The sequence below is a fragment of the Methanobrevibacter sp. genome (assembly GCF_045112895.1).
Classification (GTDB): domain Archaea; phylum Methanobacteriota; class Methanobacteria; order Methanobacteriales; family Methanobacteriaceae; genus Methanocatella.
The window spans coordinates 1-21,874 of record NZ_JBGUIH010000013.1; the positions used below are offsets into that span (position 1 = coordinate 1).

Annotated in this window: 11 protein-coding genes; all 11 read left to right on the forward strand. The window is 26.0% G+C overall.

The genetic code is table 11. The annotated features are described in order from the left end of the window. Positions 1 to 1,425: type IIL restriction-modification enzyme MmeI (locus tag ACJMLD_RS02860; RefSeq protein ID WP_405267786.1), on the forward strand; the 1,425-nt coding region annotated here is incomplete at its 5' end. 64 nt (positions 1,426 to 1,489) lie between these two features. Further along, complete coding sequence (locus tag ACJMLD_RS02865; protein ID WP_405267788.1) at positions 1,490 to 4,732, forward strand: helicase-related protein; 3,243 nt, start codon at positions 1,490 to 1,492, stop codon at positions 4,730 to 4,732. A 9-nt stretch (positions 4,733 to 4,741) separates the two neighbouring features. Next, positions 4,742 to 5,551, forward strand: a complete 810-nt coding sequence (locus tag ACJMLD_RS02870; protein WP_405267790.1) for a DUF4391 domain-containing protein — start codon at positions 4,742 to 4,744, stop codon at positions 5,549 to 5,551. Between the two features lies 1 nt (position 5,552). Continuing rightward, complete coding sequence (locus ACJMLD_RS02875; RefSeq protein ID WP_405267792.1) at positions 5,553 to 7,595, forward strand: site-specific DNA-methyltransferase; 2,043 nt, start codon at positions 5,553 to 5,555, stop codon at positions 7,593 to 7,595. A gap of 11 nt (positions 7,596 to 7,606) precedes the next feature. Beyond that, positions 7,607 to 10,588, forward strand: a complete 2,982-nt coding sequence (locus ACJMLD_RS02880; protein WP_405267794.1) for a DEAD/DEAH box helicase family protein — start codon at positions 7,607 to 7,609, stop codon at positions 10,586 to 10,588. A 109-nt stretch (positions 10,589 to 10,697) separates the two neighbouring features. Then, entirely contained in the window at positions 10,698 to 11,390 is a 693-nt protein-coding gene (locus ACJMLD_RS02885) for a hypothetical protein (protein ID WP_405267796.1), read from the forward strand. A 158-nt stretch (positions 11,391 to 11,548) separates the two neighbouring features. Continuing rightward, positions 11,549 to 12,211 (forward strand): LA2681 family HEPN domain-containing protein, encoded by a 663-nt coding sequence (locus ACJMLD_RS02890; protein ID WP_405267797.1) that lies wholly within the window; start codon positions 11,549 to 11,551, stop codon positions 12,209 to 12,211. A gap of 44 nt (positions 12,212 to 12,255) precedes the next feature. Then, complete coding sequence (locus tag ACJMLD_RS02895) at positions 12,256 to 13,158, forward strand: DUF5655 domain-containing protein (RefSeq protein WP_405267799.1); 903 nt, start codon at positions 12,256 to 12,258, stop codon at positions 13,156 to 13,158. A 13-nt stretch (positions 13,159 to 13,171) separates the two neighbouring features. Then, a complete protein-coding gene (locus tag ACJMLD_RS02900; protein WP_405267801.1) occupies positions 13,172 to 15,319 on the forward strand; it encodes an AAA family ATPase in 2,148 nt (715 codons plus the stop codon). Then, positions 15,316 to 16,632 (forward strand): LlaJI family restriction endonuclease, encoded by a 1,317-nt coding sequence (locus ACJMLD_RS02905; RefSeq protein WP_405267803.1) that lies wholly within the window; start codon positions 15,316 to 15,318, stop codon positions 16,630 to 16,632. Before ACJMLD_RS02900 ends, ACJMLD_RS02905 begins: the two co-directional genes overlap by 4 nt. Positions 16,633 to 16,836: 204 nt before the next feature. Further along, a complete protein-coding gene (locus ACJMLD_RS02910; RefSeq protein ID WP_405267805.1) occupies positions 16,837 to 21,873 on the forward strand; it encodes a UvrD-helicase domain-containing protein in 5,037 nt (1,678 codons plus the stop codon). The last annotated feature ends 1 nt before the right edge of the window (position 21,874 follow it).

Below are 21,874 nucleotides of genomic sequence, written 5' to 3' on the forward strand. Positions count from 1 at the left end.
ATCGAACACCAAATGAACTTAATGTATGAAACATTAGATATCCATCAGGATAACCTACCTTTAAAATCATCTTTAAATATATATCAAAAAAATGCCCTGAGGATAGATTGGAATGAAATTTTAAAACCTTCAAATGATGTTTATATATTGGGGAATCCTCCATTTGTAGGTAAACAAGAGCAAAATAATGAACAAAAAGATGATATGAATATTGTTTTCAGAGGATATGACAAAATAGGAACTTTGGATTATGTTTCAGCTTGGTATAAAAAAGCTTTGGATTATATTATTGGTACTGAAATTGAATGTGCTTTTGTTTCAACAAATAGTATCTGTCAAGGTGAGCAACCACCAATACTCTGGAGAATTCTTCAAGAAAATGGCATTATAATTAATTTTGCGCATCAGTCATTTAAATGGAGTAATGAAGCAAAAAATAATGCTGGTGTAAATGTAGTAATAATTGGTTTTAGCATGTTTGAATCTAATAAAAAAGAATTATTTACTTATGAGACTTTGAATTCTTCACCTAAATGTAATACTGTAAAAAATATTAATTGTTATTTAGTAGATTTTGATGATGTGATTATAGATAAAAGGAATAAACCATTATGCAACGTTCCTCCAATGGTTTTAGGTAGTATTCCAAGAGATGGTGGAAATTTAATTCTGAGTTCTAAAGAAAAAGAAGAATTAATTCAAAATGAACCATTGTCTAAAAAGTATGTTAAACGTCTAATAAGCACTAAAGAATATTTAAATAATGAAAAAAGATATTGTTTATGGTTAGTAGATGCTTTGCCTAGTGATTTAAAAAGCATGCCTACTGTTTTAGATAGAATTAATAAGGTTAAAGAATTTAGATTGAATAGTACTCGTGAACAAACTCGAAAATTAGCAGCATATCCTAGCAAATTTGCTGAAATAAGACAACCTAAAACAGATTATATCTTAATTCCTCTTACTACATCCGAAAATAGAGAATATTTACCAATTGGTTTTGTTGATAAGAATATTATTGCAAATAATTCTGCTTCATTTATAGAATCTGATGATAAATTTCTGTTTGGAGTAATAACCTCAAAGATGCATATGGTATGGATGGAATATGTTTGTGGTAGATTAGAAAGTAGATATAGATATTCAAACACATTAGTTTATAATAATTTTCCATTTCCGCATGAAGTTTCTGAGAAAGAAAAAAATAATGTTAAAAAACAGGTTGATAATATTTTAAATATTAGAAATTTTTATTCAGAAGAAACATTGGCTGATTTATATGATCCCATTTTAATGCCTGATGATTTAAAAAAAGCTCATCATGAATTAGATATTCTTATTGATAAATTATATCGAAAAAAACCTTTTTTAGATAATAATGAAAGGATGGTATTTTTATTAAAAGAATATCTTAGATTATCATAAAAATTTATATTCTTTTCATAACAGAATATTAACCAATTAACAATATTGTTAAAGGTTGATTAAATTGACTGATAATTCATTTAAAATTTTAGATAATAAAAACAATTTTGTTTTTAAAGAACTTGAAAACTCTATTAAAAAGGGTTCTAAACTATCAGTCATTTCTGCTTATTTTTCTATGTATGCGTATGATTATCTAAAAAAAAATTTGGATAAAATTGACAATATGCGCTTTATTTACACCAAACCTAGTTTTTTAAGAGACAATATTAAAGAATCAAGAGAATATTATATTGATAACAACAGTATTTTTGGTAATGAGTATGAAATTAAGCTTAGAAATGAAATGACTCAAGGATCAATTTCTAAAGAATGTGCTGAATGGATAAAAAATAAAGTTGACATTAAGTCTTTTAAGATTCCAAATGAAGCACAACCTCGTATGATTTGTGTTGATAATGGAAATGATTCAAGTATTGCTATTAATGGTAGTGTTGATTTTACTACTGCGGGTTTGGGAATCACTGATTCAAATAGGCAAGATATGAACCAATGTGCTTTTGGTCAAGCATTCACACAAATGTCTTCTATGACTTTTGAAGCTTTTTGGAACAATAGTGAACTTTTAGAAGATGTTAAAGATGAAGTTTTAGCTCAGATGCAAACTATGCATAAGGAAAATCCTGCAGAGTTCATTTACTTTTTATCCCTTTATAATATCTTTTCAAATGATTTGGATTCTCTGGATGAAGATAAAATCGTCCGTAAAGGCAATGATTTAAAAGATTCTCAGATTTGGAATAAATTATATAAATTCCAAAAAGATGCTGTAATTGGTATAATTGATAAAATTGAAAAATATAATGGCTGCATACTTGCTGATAGCGTTGGTTTGGGTAAGACTTTCACTGCACTTGCAGTAATTAAATATTATGAGTCAAGAAACGATAGGGTTTTAGTTTTAACACCTAAAAAATTAAGCGATAATTGGATTATATATACGCAAAATGATATGAGAAATATCTTTTTGGATGACAGGTTCAATTATGATGTTTTAAATCATACTGATTTGAGCCGTGAGGGAGGTTTATCAAATGGGATTAACCTTTCAACAATCAATTGGGGGAACTATGATTTAGTTGTTATTGATGAATCTCATAACTTTAGAAACAATCCTTCATTTAAAGGTCGCATTACTCGTTATCAAAAATTAATGAATGAAATTATTAAAGGAGGGCATAAAACACGTGTTTTAATGTTATCTGCAACTCCAGTTAACAATAAGATGAATGATATTAAAAATCAGATTAGTTTCATTACTGAAGATGATGACAATGCTTTAGTTGATGTGGGAATTAAAAGTATTTCTGAAACATTAAGAAAAGCGCAAGGTTCATTTAATCAGTGGACAAAACTTCCAGAGATTGAAAGAACGGGTGCTAGTTTTGTTGATTTAGTTGATTTGGAATATTTCAAATTACTGGATACATTAACAATTGCACGTTCTAGACGCCATATTGAAAAGTATTATGATTTATCTGAAATTGGTCATTTTCCCGAAAGAAAAACTCCAATTAATATTAAATCTGACATAGATTTAAAAGGGGAATTTCCTTCAATAGGTGACATTAACAAAGAAATTTCAAGACTAAAATTAGCAATTTATACTCCAATGAATTATATTGATGATGATGAAACATTGAAAAAATATGAGGATAAATATTCTACAATTGGTAAAGGTGGAGCTGTTTTTAAGCAAAGTGCAAAAGATAATGCGCTAGTTGGACTAATGACAATAAATCTCTTAAAAAGGATGGAAAGTTCGATTGAATCATTTAGGCTCACAACTAAAAAATTATTAGATAACATTAATAATATATTGGATAAGATTGATGATGTAAACTTTGATCCGAATATTGATATTGATTTGATTGACCCTGATGAAGATGAATACGAAAACTTGTTATTTGGTAAAAAAAGAAAGATTTTACTTCAAGATATGGATTTAGTTCAATGGAAACAGCATTTAAATATGGATAAGGAAAAACTTCAACATTTGCTTGATGAGTCTAAAGTGATTACTCCTGATAGAGATGCTAAATTAAGAGATTTAAAAGATAGAATTTCTCAAAAAATTACAAATCCAATAAATTCTGACAATAAAAAAGTTGTTGTATTTACTGCATTTGCTGATACTGCAGAATATTTATATGAAAATATCCATAAATGGGCATTAACTGAGTTTAATGTACATTCTGCATTGATAACAGGTAAAGGTACAAATCAGACAACATTAAAATCTGTAAAAAACAAACAAGACTTAAATGATTTATTGACTAATTTTTCACCTATTTCTAAGGAACGTTATAAAATTAATCCTAAGGCAACTGATGAAATTAATCTTTTGATTTGTACTGATTGTATTTCTGAAGGTCAAAACTTGCAGGACTGTGATTATTTAATTAATTATGACATCCATTGGAATCCTGTAAGAATTATTCAAAGATTTGGAAGGATTGATAGGATTGGATCTAAAAATGATGAAATTCAATTAGTTAACTTCTGGCCTAATTTGGAATTGAATGATTATATTAACCTTGAAGCAAGAGTAAAAGATCGTATGATTATGGTTGATGTATCTGCTACGGGTGAGGAAAACCCCATTAGTAAAAATCAAACAATGAATGATTTGGAATACCGTAAGAAACAATTAGAAGAATTGCAAGATAGAGTTCTTGATTTAGAGGATATTTCAAATTCTATTTCGATTACTGATTTAACATTCAACGATTTTAAAACTGAACTTATGGATTACATGAATGAACATTTGGAGGAACTTGAAAAAGCTCCTGCAGGTATTTACTCTATTGTTAATATTCCTGAAGATTTAAAAGATGAAATTGAACCCGGAGTTATATTTTTACTTAAACAAGTTTCAGGTTCAACGGAATCACATGAAAAAAATCCTTTAACTCCTTATTATTTGGTTTATATTAGTGAATTGGGTGAAGTTAAATTTTCATATATTCATTCTAAAAAGGTTTTAGATAATTATCAAAAATTATGTGTTGGTAAAAAAGGAATTTTTCCTGATTTAATTCAAAAATTTAATGAAAAAACTAATGATGGTAAGGATATGAAAAAATATTCAGAGCTTCTGGTAGAAACTATTGAAGATATTTTAGGTAAAAAACAAGATGTTGGTATTGATAGTTTATTTAGTGGAGAAGATTTCACTACTTTAGAAAAAATGGATATTGATGGTTTGGATGAATTTGAGTTAATAACTTTTTTAATTATGAATTAGGGGTTTTAAATGTCAAATAATAGAGAAATTCTTTTCAATGATTTTTTAAATATTTCTGATGAATTTTTAATTGATTCATATATTTCTAAAGAAAAATTTTATAATTTTGGTTCATTAAATTCATCTGATAAAAAACTTTTTAAAAATTATGTTCGCCAAGTAAAATGGTGTTATAGGTTTCATAATAGTAATATAAATATTCAACCTTATTTTGATGATAAAAAAAGATATGGTGAAGTAGAAGTTTGTAATATTATTCTAAAGGATGAAAATATTTCAAAATCTGCTAATGAAGATAAATTTTTTAATGAAGATAAAAAAATTGATAAAATAGTTGAAATAGTCTTAAGACTGATTACTTTTCCTCAAATTCTAGTTGTTCAATATCGGTCAATGATTAGAATATTTACTTCGCATATAACTGTAAATTTAGTAGATTCTAAAAAAAGAACTTTGGATAAGATAGTTTCTACTAATAATTGGATTGATACAAAAAATATAAATGATTTAGAATATACACTATTTAATAACATTCAAATTGAAAATTTGAATCATGAAAATTTTTATGAATTTTATAATAGTTTTATTGATAATGTTATTAAATACAATGCTTCATTAATGGTTGGGGAGGAAGTTGAATTACCTGTAGATGAACTTAAAGAAATAAATGATAGAATTGAAATTTTAAATAAAGAAATAAAATCTTTGAGAATTGATTTAAAAAATGCAACACAACCTCGTGATGAATCGAGGATAAATAACGATATACGAATTAGAAGAATTGAAATTAGAAATTTACAAAAAAAGTTAGAGGAATAGTATGAAATTAAATGGTGAAAGTTTTGATTTTGTTGAGGATAATATTCAAAAATTAAAGGATTTGTTTCCGGAAATTGTCACTGGGGATAATGAAATAAATTTTGATTATTTGAGAGATTTGTTAGTTAAATCTGATGAAACTGTAATTGATGATGGTGAAGAGCATTATAATTTTACTTGGTGGGGTAAAAAAGAAGCTAAACGTGTTGCTAAAGAAACTATTACTAAAACTTTAAGACCTTCTATTAAAGATAGTAAAAATTGGGATTCAACTGAAAATATCTATATTGAAGGAGATAACCTTGATGCTTTAAAAATTCTTTTAAAATCTTATCGTAATAGAATTAAAATGATTTATATTGATCCACCATATAATACAGGTCATGATTTTGTTTATAAAGATAATCTTCATGAAACAACTAAAGAACATCTTGAAAGCACGGGCCAGTTAAATGAGGAAGGATTTTTATTTGAAAATGCTAAAACGGATGGTAAATTCCATTCTAACTGGTTAAATATGATGTATCCAAGGTTGATTTTAGCTAAAAAACTTTTAACTGATGATGGAGTTATTTTTATTAGTATAGATGATAATGAAGTTGTAAACTTAAGGAAAATTTGTGATGAAATTTTTGGTGAAGAAAATTTTATTAATTGTATTGCTGTTAAAATGAGTGAACCTTCAGGCGTTAAGATGCAACATGAGAACTATAGATTTCCAAAAATTAAAGAATATTTATTATTATATTCTAAAAATAATTTTTCAGGATTTGTTAAAATTGATAAATATTTTGTAAAAGAGTGGGATAAAGAAAATAATTTAATTTTAAGAAATTTTTCTAAAGACGATAGAGATGTTCTTAAAGAAATAGAAAATAAATCTGAAAAAACTGATGAAGATTTACAAATAGTTCAGAAAATATTCAATAAAGTAAAAGTTGAAACTATTACAAATTTCATCAAAAAAGAAAATATTAAAAAAGAAAATCTAAATGATTGGAAATTTGATAATAGTTATAGAATTTTTAAAACAGCAGGTTCATCTAGCTTATTTAATTTAGTTAAAACATTTGATGAGATTCCAAATTCAGATTTGGCCGTAGCTAAATCCCCTAATGGGGTTATGTTTTATTACATTACTAAATTTAATCGTAACACAAAACAGCCTCGTTTACAAGTAATTTTTGCTGATGAAAATATGTATAAAAATCCGTGTGATTTTTGGCAAGATATTAAAACCACAGGGGGTATTGCTTTAGAGGGTGGAGTAAAATTTACGAATGGAAAAAAACCATTGAAATTATTAAAGAGAGCTATTTCTATGACTACTGAGAAGGATGACATAATTTTAGATTTCTTTGCGGGTTCTTCTTCAACAGCCCATGCAGTTATGGATCTTAATAACTCTGATTCTAATAAACGTAGATTTATTATGATGCAATTAAATTCAGATTTAGTCAAGTCTTTTAATGAAGCTACGGATTCGAATACCAAAAAAAGTTTAAAAGAATCTATTGATTTTCTAAAAGAAATTAATAAACCATTGATTTTATCAGAATTAGGTAAAGAACGTATTAGAAGATCTGGAGATAAGATTGTTGAAGAAACAGGAAATAAAGATTTAGATATTGGTTTTAAAGTGTTTAAGGTTGATGAGTCTAATTTTATTCCTTGGAATTCTGATTTAAATTCAGATACTATTGAACAAGCGATTATATCTACTGGTAATGAGTTAGTTGAAGGTAGATCTGAATTAGATTTTATCTATGAATTATTATTAAAGAGGAATTTGGATTTAAATTGTCCAATTGATGAAAAAGAGGTAAATGGTCATAAAGTTTATGTTGTGGATAATGGTGGTTTATTAGTTTGTTTAGAATCAAATATTGATGAAACTATAGCCTCTGATTTAATAGACCTTAAAGATGAATTATTCATTGAAAAATCCGAAGTAATTTTAAGAGATAAAGCCTTAAATGACACATCATCAATAAACATTTACGAAAAATTAAAAACAAACAACATAGACTTCAACACAATTTAGGAGGTCTAGGTATGGAAATTAAATTTAAAGATAAATTACAATATCAAACTGATGCTGTCGATTCTGTTATTCGATTATTTGAAGGACAACCTAAAATTCCTTCTGAAATTTCTATTACTAGTCGAAAGTTAGTTTCTCCAATTAAAGGTACTGGAAATTTATTTGAAATAAGCATTCCAGAAATTAAAGATAACTTTTTTCAAATTCAAGAAGATAATGGGTTGGTTGTTAATGATGATTTAGAATCTTTAGATTTCACTGTTGAAATGGAAACAGGTACTGGAAAAACATATGTTTATTTAAGAACAATTTTAGAACTAAATAAACAATATGGGTTTTCTAAATTTGTCATTGTTGTTCCTAGTGTAGCTATTCGTGAGGGTGTTAAAAAGACTATTGATATAACTAGAAAACATTTTTCACAATTATATAAGAATCCGAGTTATACAGATTTTGTTTTTAACTCAGATAAAATGTCAGAGCTTAAAAATTTTATGGAAGATGACAATATTCAAATAATGATTATTACGATTCAATCATTTAATCGGGAATCAAATAAAATACGTCAAGAATGTGAAAATGGAGTAATACCATTTAATTATATTACTAAAACTAATCCTATTGTGATTATTGATGAGCCCCAATCCACATCAAGCACTCCAAAGCAAAAAGAAGCAATTGCTGATTTGAACCCATTATTTACTTTACAGTATTCTGCAACTCCTAAAGATACAACTAATTTAATTTATAGATTAAATGCTGTTGATGCATATAACAAACATTTAGTGAAAAAAATTGAAGTTGATTCATTTGATGCTGCAGATTATCAGGGAAAACCGTATGTTCATTTAAATGAAGTAAAACAAAATAAGCAAGGTGTACGTAGTGCTAATATTACTTTTGTTAAAAAATCAGACACTGGTTTAAATACAGCTAATCAGAATGTTAAAATTGGAGATGATTTAAGTGTAAAAAAACTGTCTAATAATTCTAGTTATGATGATGGTTATGTTGTGGAAGATATTAGTGTTAGAGAAGGTGAAGAGAGGATAATTTTTGAAAATGGTAATGCTGTTTATTTAAATCAAAGTATAAATGATATTAATCAAGAGGGAATTAGAAAAGCCCAAATTGAAGCAACTATCAGAGAACACTTAAAAAAAGAAAGAAAATATGCAAAGAAAAATATTAAAGTTTTAAGTTTGTTTTTCATTGATAAAGTTGAGAATTATCGTTTTTATGATGAAGAAGGATCTCATAAAGGAAAATATGCTCGTTGGTTTGAAGAATATTATAATAAAATTATTAAAGAAGATGGATTTAGTGATTTACCTAAATATATTTTAGATATGGCTCCTGAGGAAGTTCATGATGGTTATTTTTCCATTGACAAGAAAAAATGGACCAACACTAGTGGTGAAACTACAAAAGATGATAGTACATATGAAAAAATTATGAAAGATAAAGAAAAATTATTGAATCCTAAAGATAATTTAAGGTTTATTTTTTCACATTCTGCTTTAAAAGAAGGTTGGGATAATCCAAATGTTTTCCAGATTTGTACATTCATTGAAACACAATCAGATTTATCTAAACGACAGAAAATTGGTCGTGGATTAAGATTATGTGTAGATGGTGATGGAAATAGGGTAGATGAATCTTATGGAGATGAATTTGAAGATATTAATCGTTTAACCGTTCTTGCAAATGAAAGTTTTGAAAATTTTTCAAAATCACTTCAAAAAGAAATGATTAATGATGGAATTGAATTTAATTATGTTAAAATTGAAGATTTTATAAATATTCCATTCATGGATAAAAATGGTAATGATAAAACTACTGAAAGGTACCATGCAGAATTAATTTGGGGGCAATTATTTAATGATGGCTTAATTCTTAAAGATGGTCATTTAACTAAAAAATGGGACAAAGCCATAAAAGAAAATAAGGTTATATTGCCAAAAAAAGTATTGGATACTATAGAACCTCAAATGCAAGGATCTTTTAAACTTTCAATAATTGATAAAGTTAATAGTAAATCCGCTAAAAATTACATTAAAAATAAAAAGGATAGAATAACAGTTACATTAGATAAAGATAAAATTGAATCTAGTGAATTTAATAATTTATGGGATAAAATTAAATATCAATCAACTTATTCAGTAAAATTAAATACTGAAATATTGATTGAAGAATGTGTAGAAGATATGGGTTTAGAATTAAAACATATTCAAAAACCTAAAATTCATCATGTAACAGGAGATATTGAAATCAATAAAGATGGAGTTAAAGGAATCACCAGAACTGATCGTCAAAAATTTATCGATGTTGAAAGTAATGAGATTCCGAATATTGTTAAAGATTTGCATGATGCAACCCATTTAACTAAAGCCACAATCATTGAAATATTACTGAGAAGTAATTCTCGTAATGATACATTTGAAAAATTATTGATTAATCCAACTGAATTTTATAATATTACTGTTGATATTATAAAAAGGAATTTGAATCAGGTTATTATTAAAAATATAGAATATGAAAAAATTGATGGTCAAAATTATGATTCTACAGATTTTAAACCTTCTTTCGATGAATGGGTTAAAGATAATGATTTTGCAGCTAGTAAATTAGTTAAAGCAACTAAGTCTGTTTATGATTATGTTAAATGCGATTCTAATTTTGAATTTGAATTTGCTCAAGATTTGGAAGAAAAAGAGGATATTGAATTCTTTATTAAATTACCAAATTGGTTTAAAATTAAAACTCCTGGAGGTTATTATAATCCTGATTGGGCATTAACAACTAATATTGATGGAAAAAAAGAAACATATTTTGTTATTGAAACTAAAGGAACTTCTCATGTTGATCAATTACCTGAACCTCAAGCCAATAAAGTTAAATGTGGATTTAAACATTTTGAGTTAATAGAAGAGTTAACATATGATGTATGTGTTGATTATAAAGAATTTTCTGAAAGATATCTTATAGAATAATAAATTTATTTAGTGGAAAACACTTTGAGTTAATAGAAGAGTTAACATATGATGTATGTATAGATTATGATGAATTCACATACACATATTCATGAAAACCTAGTATATTATGAAAAATCAAATTGAAAAAATTAACAAATTATATGAAAAAGCTTATGAGGATTTAGAAAATAATAATTTAAATCAAGTAAGTAAGTTTGTACAAGATTTAGAAAAATATGATGTAATTAATTCTAAAGTTTGTTTAAGTTGTTTATATATTGATTTAGGGGCTGTTAAAGGAGATGAAAAATTAATAATTAAGGGTATTTCTTTAATTGAAAATAATTTTGATAAAATGATGAAAATAATAACTCTTTCATCATTATATTTTAATTTAGCTAATGGTTATTCAACATATTATTCTTTAACAAAAAATAAACTTTTTAACAATGAGAACATTATTATTAAAACTAAAAAATTATACAAAAAAGCTTTTGAACATTGTAAAAATCAGGATTTGGCAGTTGAAATTTTAGTTAACTTTGGAAATTTTTATAATTATTTTGGGAGACATATTGAGGCATTAGAATTATATGAAGCTGCTTTAAAATTAAATTCAACTCATGGTATGGCTTTATTAAATAAAGGTCAAAGTTTAATAGAATATAGGAACTTAATGAATCATGATTCTCCAATGTTATTGGAAGTATATAATTGTTTCAAAGATGCATTAAATGATTCAAATTTAACTTATCAAGGTAAGATATCTGCTGAAAGGTCATTCAAATTTTTGAAGATTATAATAATCCATCTTTATTAGCTAAAAAAAGAAAATCAAAATTGAACATAAATCTTAATTATACAGATTTAGAAAGTTTATCAAATATTTTTTGTTACAACAACAAGTTATATCTGAATTTATGTAATTTCTGTCAAGAATGTGAAAATTCTATTGGTGATACAATTGCTATTAGAAGAATGACTACACCAATTAAAAACGAAGAAATTCAAAATGATTTATTTTTAGTATTGTCCTCATATTTAAATCAAATTAAAATGGATTTTATATCTGCAAGGTTAAATTTAATTTTATATCACTATAAAGAATTAGATTTAAAATTTGTTAATAATAATGTCACAATTATTGATTCACTTGATAATGAATTACATAATATTCATATCCAATTAGTTAAAAATTCATTTAAAAGTTTTTATGATATTTTAGATAAGATTGCATTTTTTATAAATGAATATTATGATTTAGGTATAAATCAGAAGCAGATTGATTTTAAGAGAATATGGTATACGAAGAAACGTTTACGGGAAGATTTAGATTTTAATAATAATGGATTAAAAGCATTATTTGATATTCATGAAGATATTTTATATGGAGATGAAAAAAAATTCAGTGATATTCGTAATGCATTAACACATAGAGTATTAAAAATAAAATTAGTATCAGATGATGAAAAAGAGGTTATGACTGAAGAAGAATTATACAATACGACAATTGAGTTAGCAAAACTTGTTAGGAATGGAATAATTTATCTAATGGCTATGGTAGATATTGAAGAATCAAAAAATGATAATTTAAATGCATTTCCAAGGTTTGCAAAAGAAATTCCTAATGAATTAAAATAGTTATTTTATAATATTTTAAATATCTTTAAAACCAATATATGCACATGCCAATCTACAACATTAATGATAACAAATTAACCCAAATCAAAAAAGTCAATTTCAAAAACGAAAGAGAACTTCAAAGACTAACTGAAAATAACCTTGAAGAACTTTTCAATCTTAAATTCATTGAATCTGAATTTCAAGTGGACAATTTAAGAATTGACACGTTAGCATACAGTGAAGAAACAAATTCTTTTGTAATAATAGAGTATAAAAACACTAAAAATTTCAGTGTAATAGATCAAGGTTATAGCTATTTGGCTCTTCTTTTAAATAATAAAGCGGAGTTTGTCTTAAAATATAACCAAGTTCTCAACGAAAACGCAGGAAAAGAGGACTTTGACTTTTCACAAACTCGTGTAATGTTTATTGCACCATCATACACTACATACCAATTAAAATCTGTTGAATTTTCTGATATTCCATTTGAATTATGGAAAGTTTCAAAATTTTCAAATAATACGGTTTTATTCAACCAGATTAATAATTCTCAAGCTGTTGCTTCAATTAGCCAAATTTCAACTGGGGATAAAAAACAATCAATCACCAAAGAAATAAAAAAATACTCCGAAGAGGATTTATTTGAAAATAAAGACAGTATTGAATTATATACTACTCTAAAAGAACGTATTCTTACGGAATTTGAGGACATTGAGATTGTTATAACTAAATTATATGCTGTTTTTAAGGTTAACAAAAAAATCATTGCAAGCGTCACTCCACTTTCCAAATCTCTAAAAATGCATGTTAATGCTAAAAGATTAGACGATTATAAAAATTTATGTAAAGATGTTTCTAACATTGGTCATTGGGGTGTTGGCGATTATGAACTCAAATTACAATCAGAAAAGGATTTTGATTATTTTTTAGAATTGTTTAGTCAATCTTATGAAGAAAAGTTATGATTAAGGTGAAATAATGACAAACATGTGGATGGTAAGAGCTGGCCCAGACTCTTTTTTAATAGATGAATTTTTAAAAAATAATATTGTAGCTATTGGTTGGGATTTAGGTGATTTATCTGATAAATCAGATGATGAAATTAAAGATTTATTCAAAAAGAAATATAAAAAATTACATGCAATTAAACAAGTTTTACATTTTAAAAATGATATTAACATTGATGATTATGTAATTTCATTTAATAATAAAACCAAAACTTATTTTATAGGTAAAATCACTTCTGATTATTATAGATCTGAAATTATCACCCAAACTGATTCATCTGGTGACAATTACTTTGATAATCGAAACGTTGAATGGTTATGGGAGATTCAAAGAGATTCTTTAAAAAAACCAACACAAAAAGCTGTTGGTGAAAATAATACTGTTTTTAATATTAATGATGCAGCAAAAAAAGATATTTTAAAAGTTTTCAATGAAAATAAGGATACAATTGAAAAATCAGCTTGTATAATTAGAAAATATCTAGATGAGCATAATTTAGGTGATTTCACAAATAATAATGTTTATGATGTATGTGCTAAATTTAGAAAGCTGTTTGGTCCTGATGTTTTAGAAAAACTTGAGGGGGCAGATGTTTTAAATTATATATTTTTACATGATAATGATAAAAGTACTTTATGTTATAATTTAGAGTATAATGAGGAATTTAATCGAGGTGGAATTGGAGGAGGTTTTGCAACTAAATATTCATTGTATAAAACTAAAGAAACACGTGAATGGAAAGCAGGTGCATCAAAATCACAAAAAATTGTCAGTGAAAGTGAAGCAATTGAAATTGCATCTAAAATAAGAGATGCTATTGTTAATGGTGCTAAACATATTGAAAATGCTAAATTAGATTCAATTAGTGATTATATCAAACTGGAAAAAGATTTAATAAATATTTTTAAGAATTGCATTGTCAATCCTACTAATAATTGGATTCATAAATATTATGTTCTAATTTTTCCAGATAAGTTCCCTGAAGTTCATGGAGGGGATATGAGAAAATATACTCTTCGTAAATTTCGAATTAATCCAGTAAATGGTTATTATGCTAATGATGGTCAGTTTTATCAATTGGCTAATGAATCAGGCATTAAGATTTATTCATTATTTAGTGAAGAGATTATGAGTTTATTTTTTGAAGGTGGTGTTTGGACTAAAATTGAAGATGGAAAACTTGTCGAGTTAAAGGACTGTGTAAAATCTATATTTCCTAAAGTAAAAAGAAACGTTATATATTTTGGAGCTCCAGGAACAGGTAAGTCTTACAATCTAAATCAGGATAAAAATAATCTTTTAGAAAAATATCCTGGTAATTATGAAAGAGTAACTTTCCATCCTGACTACTCATATGCTAATTTTGTTGGAACTTATAAACCTGTACCTGAAAACGAATCAATTACATACAAATACGTTCCAGGCCCATTCATGAGAATGCTTAAAAAAGCAATTCAGAAACCTTCTGAACCGTATATATTAGTTATCGAAGAAATCAACAGAGCAAATGTCGCAGCAGTCTTTGGAGAAGTATTCCAATTATTGGATAGGGATGAAAACAACGAATCAATGTATCCGATTGATACATCAGAAGACATGAAATCATATATTAACCAAGATAAAATCAAAATACCTCAAAACTTATTCATCTGGGCAACAATGAACTCAGCAGATCAAGGTGTTTTCCCAATGGATACTGCTTTCAAGAGAAGATGGGACTTTAACTATTTCAGCATCAACAACGATGAAGATTTAATTGAAGATATTAATGTCACGTTAAACGATATTAACATCAATTGGAACACCCTCAGAAAAGCAATAAACGATGAATTATTATCATACAAAATCAATGAAGATAAACTTATGGGGCCGTTCTTTGCATTTTATGAATTCAAGGATAAAGAACTTCCAGTTGATACTTTCAAAGATATATTCAAAAATAAAATTATCATGTATTTGTTTGAGGATGCTGCAAGAGCAAAACGTAACGACTTGTTCAGTGGTGCAAAAACAAGTAATTATGTAACCTATTCTCAAATCTGTGAAAAATTCGACAAGGACGGAATTGAAATATTCTGCGACAGCATAAAATCTAAATTCATAAGTGATGATGAATGAATACTAAATACATTCAAGAGCTAAAGCATTACTCCAAAGCTGAAATTCTTGAAATTATTGACGAAAAGTCATTTGACAAGCTTTTGAAATATGCAATTATCACTAAAGATGAATGCAGCTTTCAATTCAAATTCGTTGGAGTAATCATTATTGATGAAGTTGTCCTAAACTGTTATCCCAAATACATTCCAAATAAAGACAACATTGAAGATGATTTTAAACAAACGGTTAGAGTCATTAAGAAATACAACTCTTTAAATGAGGAAATTGACTATCAAAATGAGAATTTAGAGGATATTTCATTTAATCTGCTGTCAATGATGGTATTTTTCCTTGAAGATTATTTTGAAAATGGAGTATACACTAACATTCAAAATATTTTAGAAATTAATGGTAATGGTGAAATCGACTGGAACCGTACTGTTAACTACACAGACCCAATTATAAAAGACAACAAGCCATATTACATTAACTTTCACACTAAATATAAAATCAATGATTTATTTGACTATTTCAGATTATTGCATGAATATGTTATAACTGATTGCTCTAGAAGATTAGAAAAAGCAGGTTTAATTGATTTGTTTGACCTAACTCCAGTTGAGATATCCCCCCACGAACAGGATGATTTTGGTGAAATTACACAAATCTTAGAAAATCTTGAAAAAGAGTTAAATGTAGAGTTTATGACTCGAAAACGAAAGCTTTTAAGGTCAATGCATTCATATCTAGCAGGTAAAAACTCATTTTCAAATGAGAATTATTTAACAGTTTTTGGTACTGATTCTTATCATGTAATCTGGGAAGATATATGTAAAAGAATTTTCAGAGATCAGTTGGATAAGCCGTTAAGGGAATTATTTGAGGATTCTCATTCCAGTAAAAAACTAATTGATTTTATTAAAAAACCTGTTTGGCATTTAACTGAAGGGGACTTCAAAGTTGATACATTTAGGCCTGATTTGATTACATTTTGGAATGATTACTTTGTCATATTTGATGCTAAATATTATAAATTGAAGATTTCTGAAAAGTTGGAAAAGCAGCCTGGTTTGAGCGATATTACAAAACAATATTTATATGAATTAGCTTACAGGGATTTTATTAAGAAATATAAATTTAAAGGTGTTAAAAATGCTTTTTTAATGCCTACATATGATTCTAAAGTTGAAAATAAAGGATATGTTGAAATTGGAATACTTCATGATTTAGGTTTGGAAAATATTCAAGTAATCATGCTTCCAGCTAGAAAGTTAAATAGATTTTATTTGGAAAATAAGAAAATGAAGATTTCTAATATTAATCTTGAATAAATTAACTGAAAAAAGCTTCAAAATAACAAATGTAAGTTATTACATGGTTGAATAGTGGTGTGATTGGGAAATCTAGAGGTTTTAGGAAATTAATACTTATTTTTTCAAAAAAAGGAATCTATGGATTAATTTAAATATTTAATTAGTAATTTTTTTAAAGAATAATTAACATAATTTAGAAACATATTATGTTTCGGTGAGTTAATGTCAAATAGAATATGTCCTAATTGTTATTTTAAAAATGAGTCATCTAGTTCTTTTTGTCAAGAATGTGGTGCGTCTCTTATTTTATCTAACTATATTAATTCAAAAAAAGTGGATAAAAATTTCATGGATAAATTTAAATCAATTTTTGGAAAAAGAAGAATTGATAATATTAACTCTGAAATCGATGAATTTATACATTTAGCATATGATTTACATAGTTTTGATGAAGATTTAATTAGTTTAAATTCAGGTAAATATGATAAAGAAAAATTTAAAAACAAATACTCATCAGTTCTGAAATTAGATGATTTTAAGTATATAGATGAAATCAATAAAGACGAAGATTTAAATAAAAAATTATTACAGCTCAAAAAAATTAAATCATTTATCAATGATTTTGATGTTAAAACTGAGAAATCAGAAAAATTACTTAAAGATATTGATTTAAAAATTAATGAAATTAATTCATTTAATGAAGATTTAAATCAATTATTATCTTCAGATGTTTCATTAAATAGTATTCATAAAAATAAATTAAAATTGAACTATAAATCTCTTTTTGATTTTTTTGATTCCGATAAAATAAAACAGTTGAATATTGATTCAAAAAAACAAATCGATGATTTTTTATATTCATATAATACTATTAATCATACTTTTAAATTACATAATCAAGAATTAAAGAAAAAACGACATGAAAAATTTATCAAAGAAAGTGATGATAAAATTAAAGAATTTTATCAAAAAATTGACAGTTTAAAGAAATCCAATAATTATATCTCAATTGAGATTATCGATGAATTAAAATTAGAATTTAAACCATATCATGATGCATGGAACGATGATGAGTTGTCAAAATTAAATTCTTCAAAAAAACAAAGTGTTAAAAAATTTATAAAGGATTATGATAATTTAAATTCAATAATTGATGAAATCAATGAAACAATTGGAATAAAAATTCTTGAAGATAAATTATACGAAAGATTAGATGAAGTAAATCAATTTAATGAGGAAATAATTAACTTAATCAATTCTAAGTTTTATATTACTTATTTACAAAAAGATGATTTAAAAGATAGATACAGGGATTTATTTAATCTAACAAAAAAGGTTAGAAATAAAACAGATTTAAATAAGGATTATGAAGAGTTTTTTAATTATTACAAAAATTTAGGGCATAAAATAAGATCTATTAATAATAAATATGTAAAAAATGAGTTAAAAGAACATAAAGAGTTTTTTGATGATATTGATGGAAAAAGTTTAGATAAAAAACAAAGAGTTGCAGTTGTAACCAATGAACAGAATTCACAAATCATTGCAGGTGCAGGTTGTGGAAAAACTTTAACTGTAAATGCTAAAGTTAGATATTTAATTGAGAAAAAAGGAATTAAACCTGATGAAATTTTATGTTTATCATATTCTCGAGCATCTGTGGGAGATTTAGTTGAAAAACTACCCGATGGAATTGAAATTAAAACTTTTCATAAACTTGGAGGCAGTATTTTAGAAGATAATGATAAACCTTCAAGACCAGATGATGATGCATTAAAGAATTATATTAATGATTATTTTGCCGAAAAAGTAATAAATAATGAAAAATTGTGCAAAGATATTTTTGAATTTTATTCTTATTATTTCTACAGTTCTATTAAGGATGAAGATGTTACAACTATTGGTGAAGTTTATGATATTGAAGAAGCAAGAGATTTTAGAACTTTAAAAGAGTTGTACGGTGGAGAAAATGAAAAATGGGATTTAAGAAATAAACGTGTTAAAAGTTTAGAAGAATTAATAATTTCTAATTATTTATTTGCTCATCAAATAGATTATGAATATGAAAAAGTATTTGAATGTGATAATAAATATTTCAAAGAACAAAAAGAATTTATTTTTAATTTAATCTTTAACAGTTTTAAAGAAATTAAGAATTATTCTGATATTCCAAATTCATTAATAGAAAATTTACTTGATTTATGTGAAATTGAAGAGCATATAGAAATCAAAAATCATGTTCCAGATTTTTACCTTAGAGAAAATGATATCTATTTAGAACATTTTGGTGTTGATAGAAACTGTGATGCAAAATGGTTAGATAAAAAAGATGCTGAAAAATATAAAAAAGGAATTTTTTGGAAAAGAGAGTTACATGCAAAATATGGATTGAAATTAATTGAAACTTATTCTTATTATATGTCTGAAAATAGATTGTTACCACGGCTTGAAGAAAAACTTAAACAAGCTGGTGTTGAAGTTAAAGAAATTGATTATCAATACTTAATTTCAAAGATTGTTGAAAAAAATAAAGTTAATAGATACACTAAATTCATTGATTTAATAAAAACATTCATTGGTTTATTTAAAGGTAATGATTATACAATTGATAAGTTTGAAGTTTGGAGAGCGCAAAATAATGAAAATGAAGATGAATTTGATAAAAAAAGGACAGAATTATTCCTCAATATTATTGAAGATATTTATATTGGTTATGAAAATCATTTAAAAGAGATAAAAAAGATTGATTTTAATGATATGATTAATAATGCTACAAAGGAAGTTAAAAAGGGCAATTTAAAAAATAATTACAAATATATAATCGTTGATGAATATCAAGATACTTCTTATACTAGATATAATCTACTTAAAGCAATACAAGACAAAACAAATGCCAAAGTCTGTGTTGTTGGTGATGATTGGCAGTCTATTTACAGATTCACTGGTTGTGATATTGAATTATTTACAAAATTCGAAAATTATTTCAAAAATCCTAAAAAATTAAATATTGAAACAACTTACAGAAATAGTCAGGAATTAATTGATATTTCTGGTAGATTCATAATGAAAAACTCAAATCAAAGTAAAAAATCATTAGAATCTAAAAAATCATCTACCCATAAACCAATTAAAATTGCCTATTACAAAAAGTATAGTAAAGAAGATAAGATTAAAACAATGGAATTAATTGTTGATACAATTGCTCAAAAATCTAATAATATTCTTATTTTAGGAAGAAATAAATTCGATATAAAAGATTTTATTGATGCAAAATTATTTAAAAGAACAAATGATGAATTTAGATTAATATATAAAAAGAATAAAGATTTAAACATTCGATTCTTAACAGTCCATAAATCTAAAGGTTTGGAAGAGGATAATGTAATATTAATTAATCTAGAAAATAGCATTGTTGGTTTTCCAAATCAAATGGCTGATGATCCATTAATGAAATTTGTTATTAAAACAAGTGATCAGTATGAATATGCTGAAGAGCGAAGATTGTTTTATGTAGCACTTACAAGAACAAAGAATAATACTTATTTACTGTCTCCAGATACTGATAAATCAGAATTCATTTTAGAATTGGAAGAAAATTTATCTGATTTAGATATTTTATCAGAAGAAAATTCTTTTGATGATAGTTTAGATGATATTGATGAATTCATGAAAGATAAAAGAGTTCATTCATTTAAAACCGGATTAAAATGCCCTTTATGTAAAACAGGTGATGTGGATTTAATTTTCTTCAATGATGGTTCTCAAACAATAGCAAAATATTTTAGTTGTTCTCATAGACAATGTAGTTGGCGTGGCGGTAATTATTATGCGGATATGAGTCTTATAGATGAAATAGAAATATGTCCTAAATGTGGTAAAATAATGCAAGTATATAATGGAAGATATGGTCCTTATTTCAGATGTCCTAGCAAATGCAAAACCCCTAAGATTAAAGGTGATAAATTAAAAAGAATTACAGAAATTTTAAATAAAGATGTTGAATTTGAAAAATTTAAAAGTAAATTAAATTGCCCTAAATGTGGTGAAGGTAAAGTTACACTTCAGATTAATCCAAATAATAATCAAAAGAGTTTCACATGTTCTAATGATGGGTGTGATTTTGATGGTGGATTTACAAATATTAATAAATCAAAATTAAATGAAATTAAAGCCTGCCCAGAATGTGGTGGAATTTTAGTTTTAAGAAAAGGAAGATACGGTGAATTTTACAGTTGTAACAGCGTTAAATGTAACTATACTGATAACATTAATGACATCAAATCTAAAATTGATAACTTTGAAGAAATAAAAACGGATTTAAAATGTCCTGAATGTAGTAATGGAACCATAATAATTAAAATTAATAAAAAAACAAAACAAGGAAATATCACATGTTCAAACTGCAATTTAAATGCTGGAAGCTTTGATAAAACCGGTAAAATTGATTCGATTGAATATTGTAAAGCACCAGGTTGTAATGGAATTACCTATTTAAGAGATGGTCGCTTTGGCGAATTTAGAACATGTAGTAACTATTTTAAAACAAAATGTAATGGAAAGGGGCAAAGCAAAACAAAATATTCAAAACAAGAAAAAACATCATTCAAAACAAATAATGATAATTATAAAAAAGAAAATAACATCCCTAAACCGAAAACAGATAATTTTGAAGAAATTAAAACGGATTTAAAATGTCCTGAATGTAAAGTGGGTAAAGTAATTATTAAAAAGAATAAAAAAACCAAACAGGGAAAAGTTGCTTGTTCAATTTGTAGTTGGGATGGTGGAAGTTTTGATAAAACAGGTAAAGTTGATTCTATAGAGTATTGTAAAGCTGAAGGTTGTAATGGAGTTACATATTTAAGAGAAGGAAAATTTGGTGAATTTAGAACCTGCAGTAATTACTTTAAAACAAAATGTAATGGAAAAGGAGAAAGAAAAACAGAATATTCAAGAAAAGAAAAACCTCCATCAAAATGGAAAAAAATTGACACAGATTTATTCTGCCCATTATGCAGTACTGGAGATGTTATTTTACTAAAAAATAAAGAAACTGGACGAGGATTTTTTAAATGCACAAATGATAATTGCGATTGGAATGGGGGTTCATTTAATCAATCAGAAGATTTGTTATATACATTAGATTTTTGTCCTGAATTTATGTGTGATGGATTGACATATGAAGTTGAAGGAAAATATGGTCCATTTAGAGTTTGTACAAATTTCTCAAAAACTGGTTGTAAAGCTGGTAGAAAGTGAA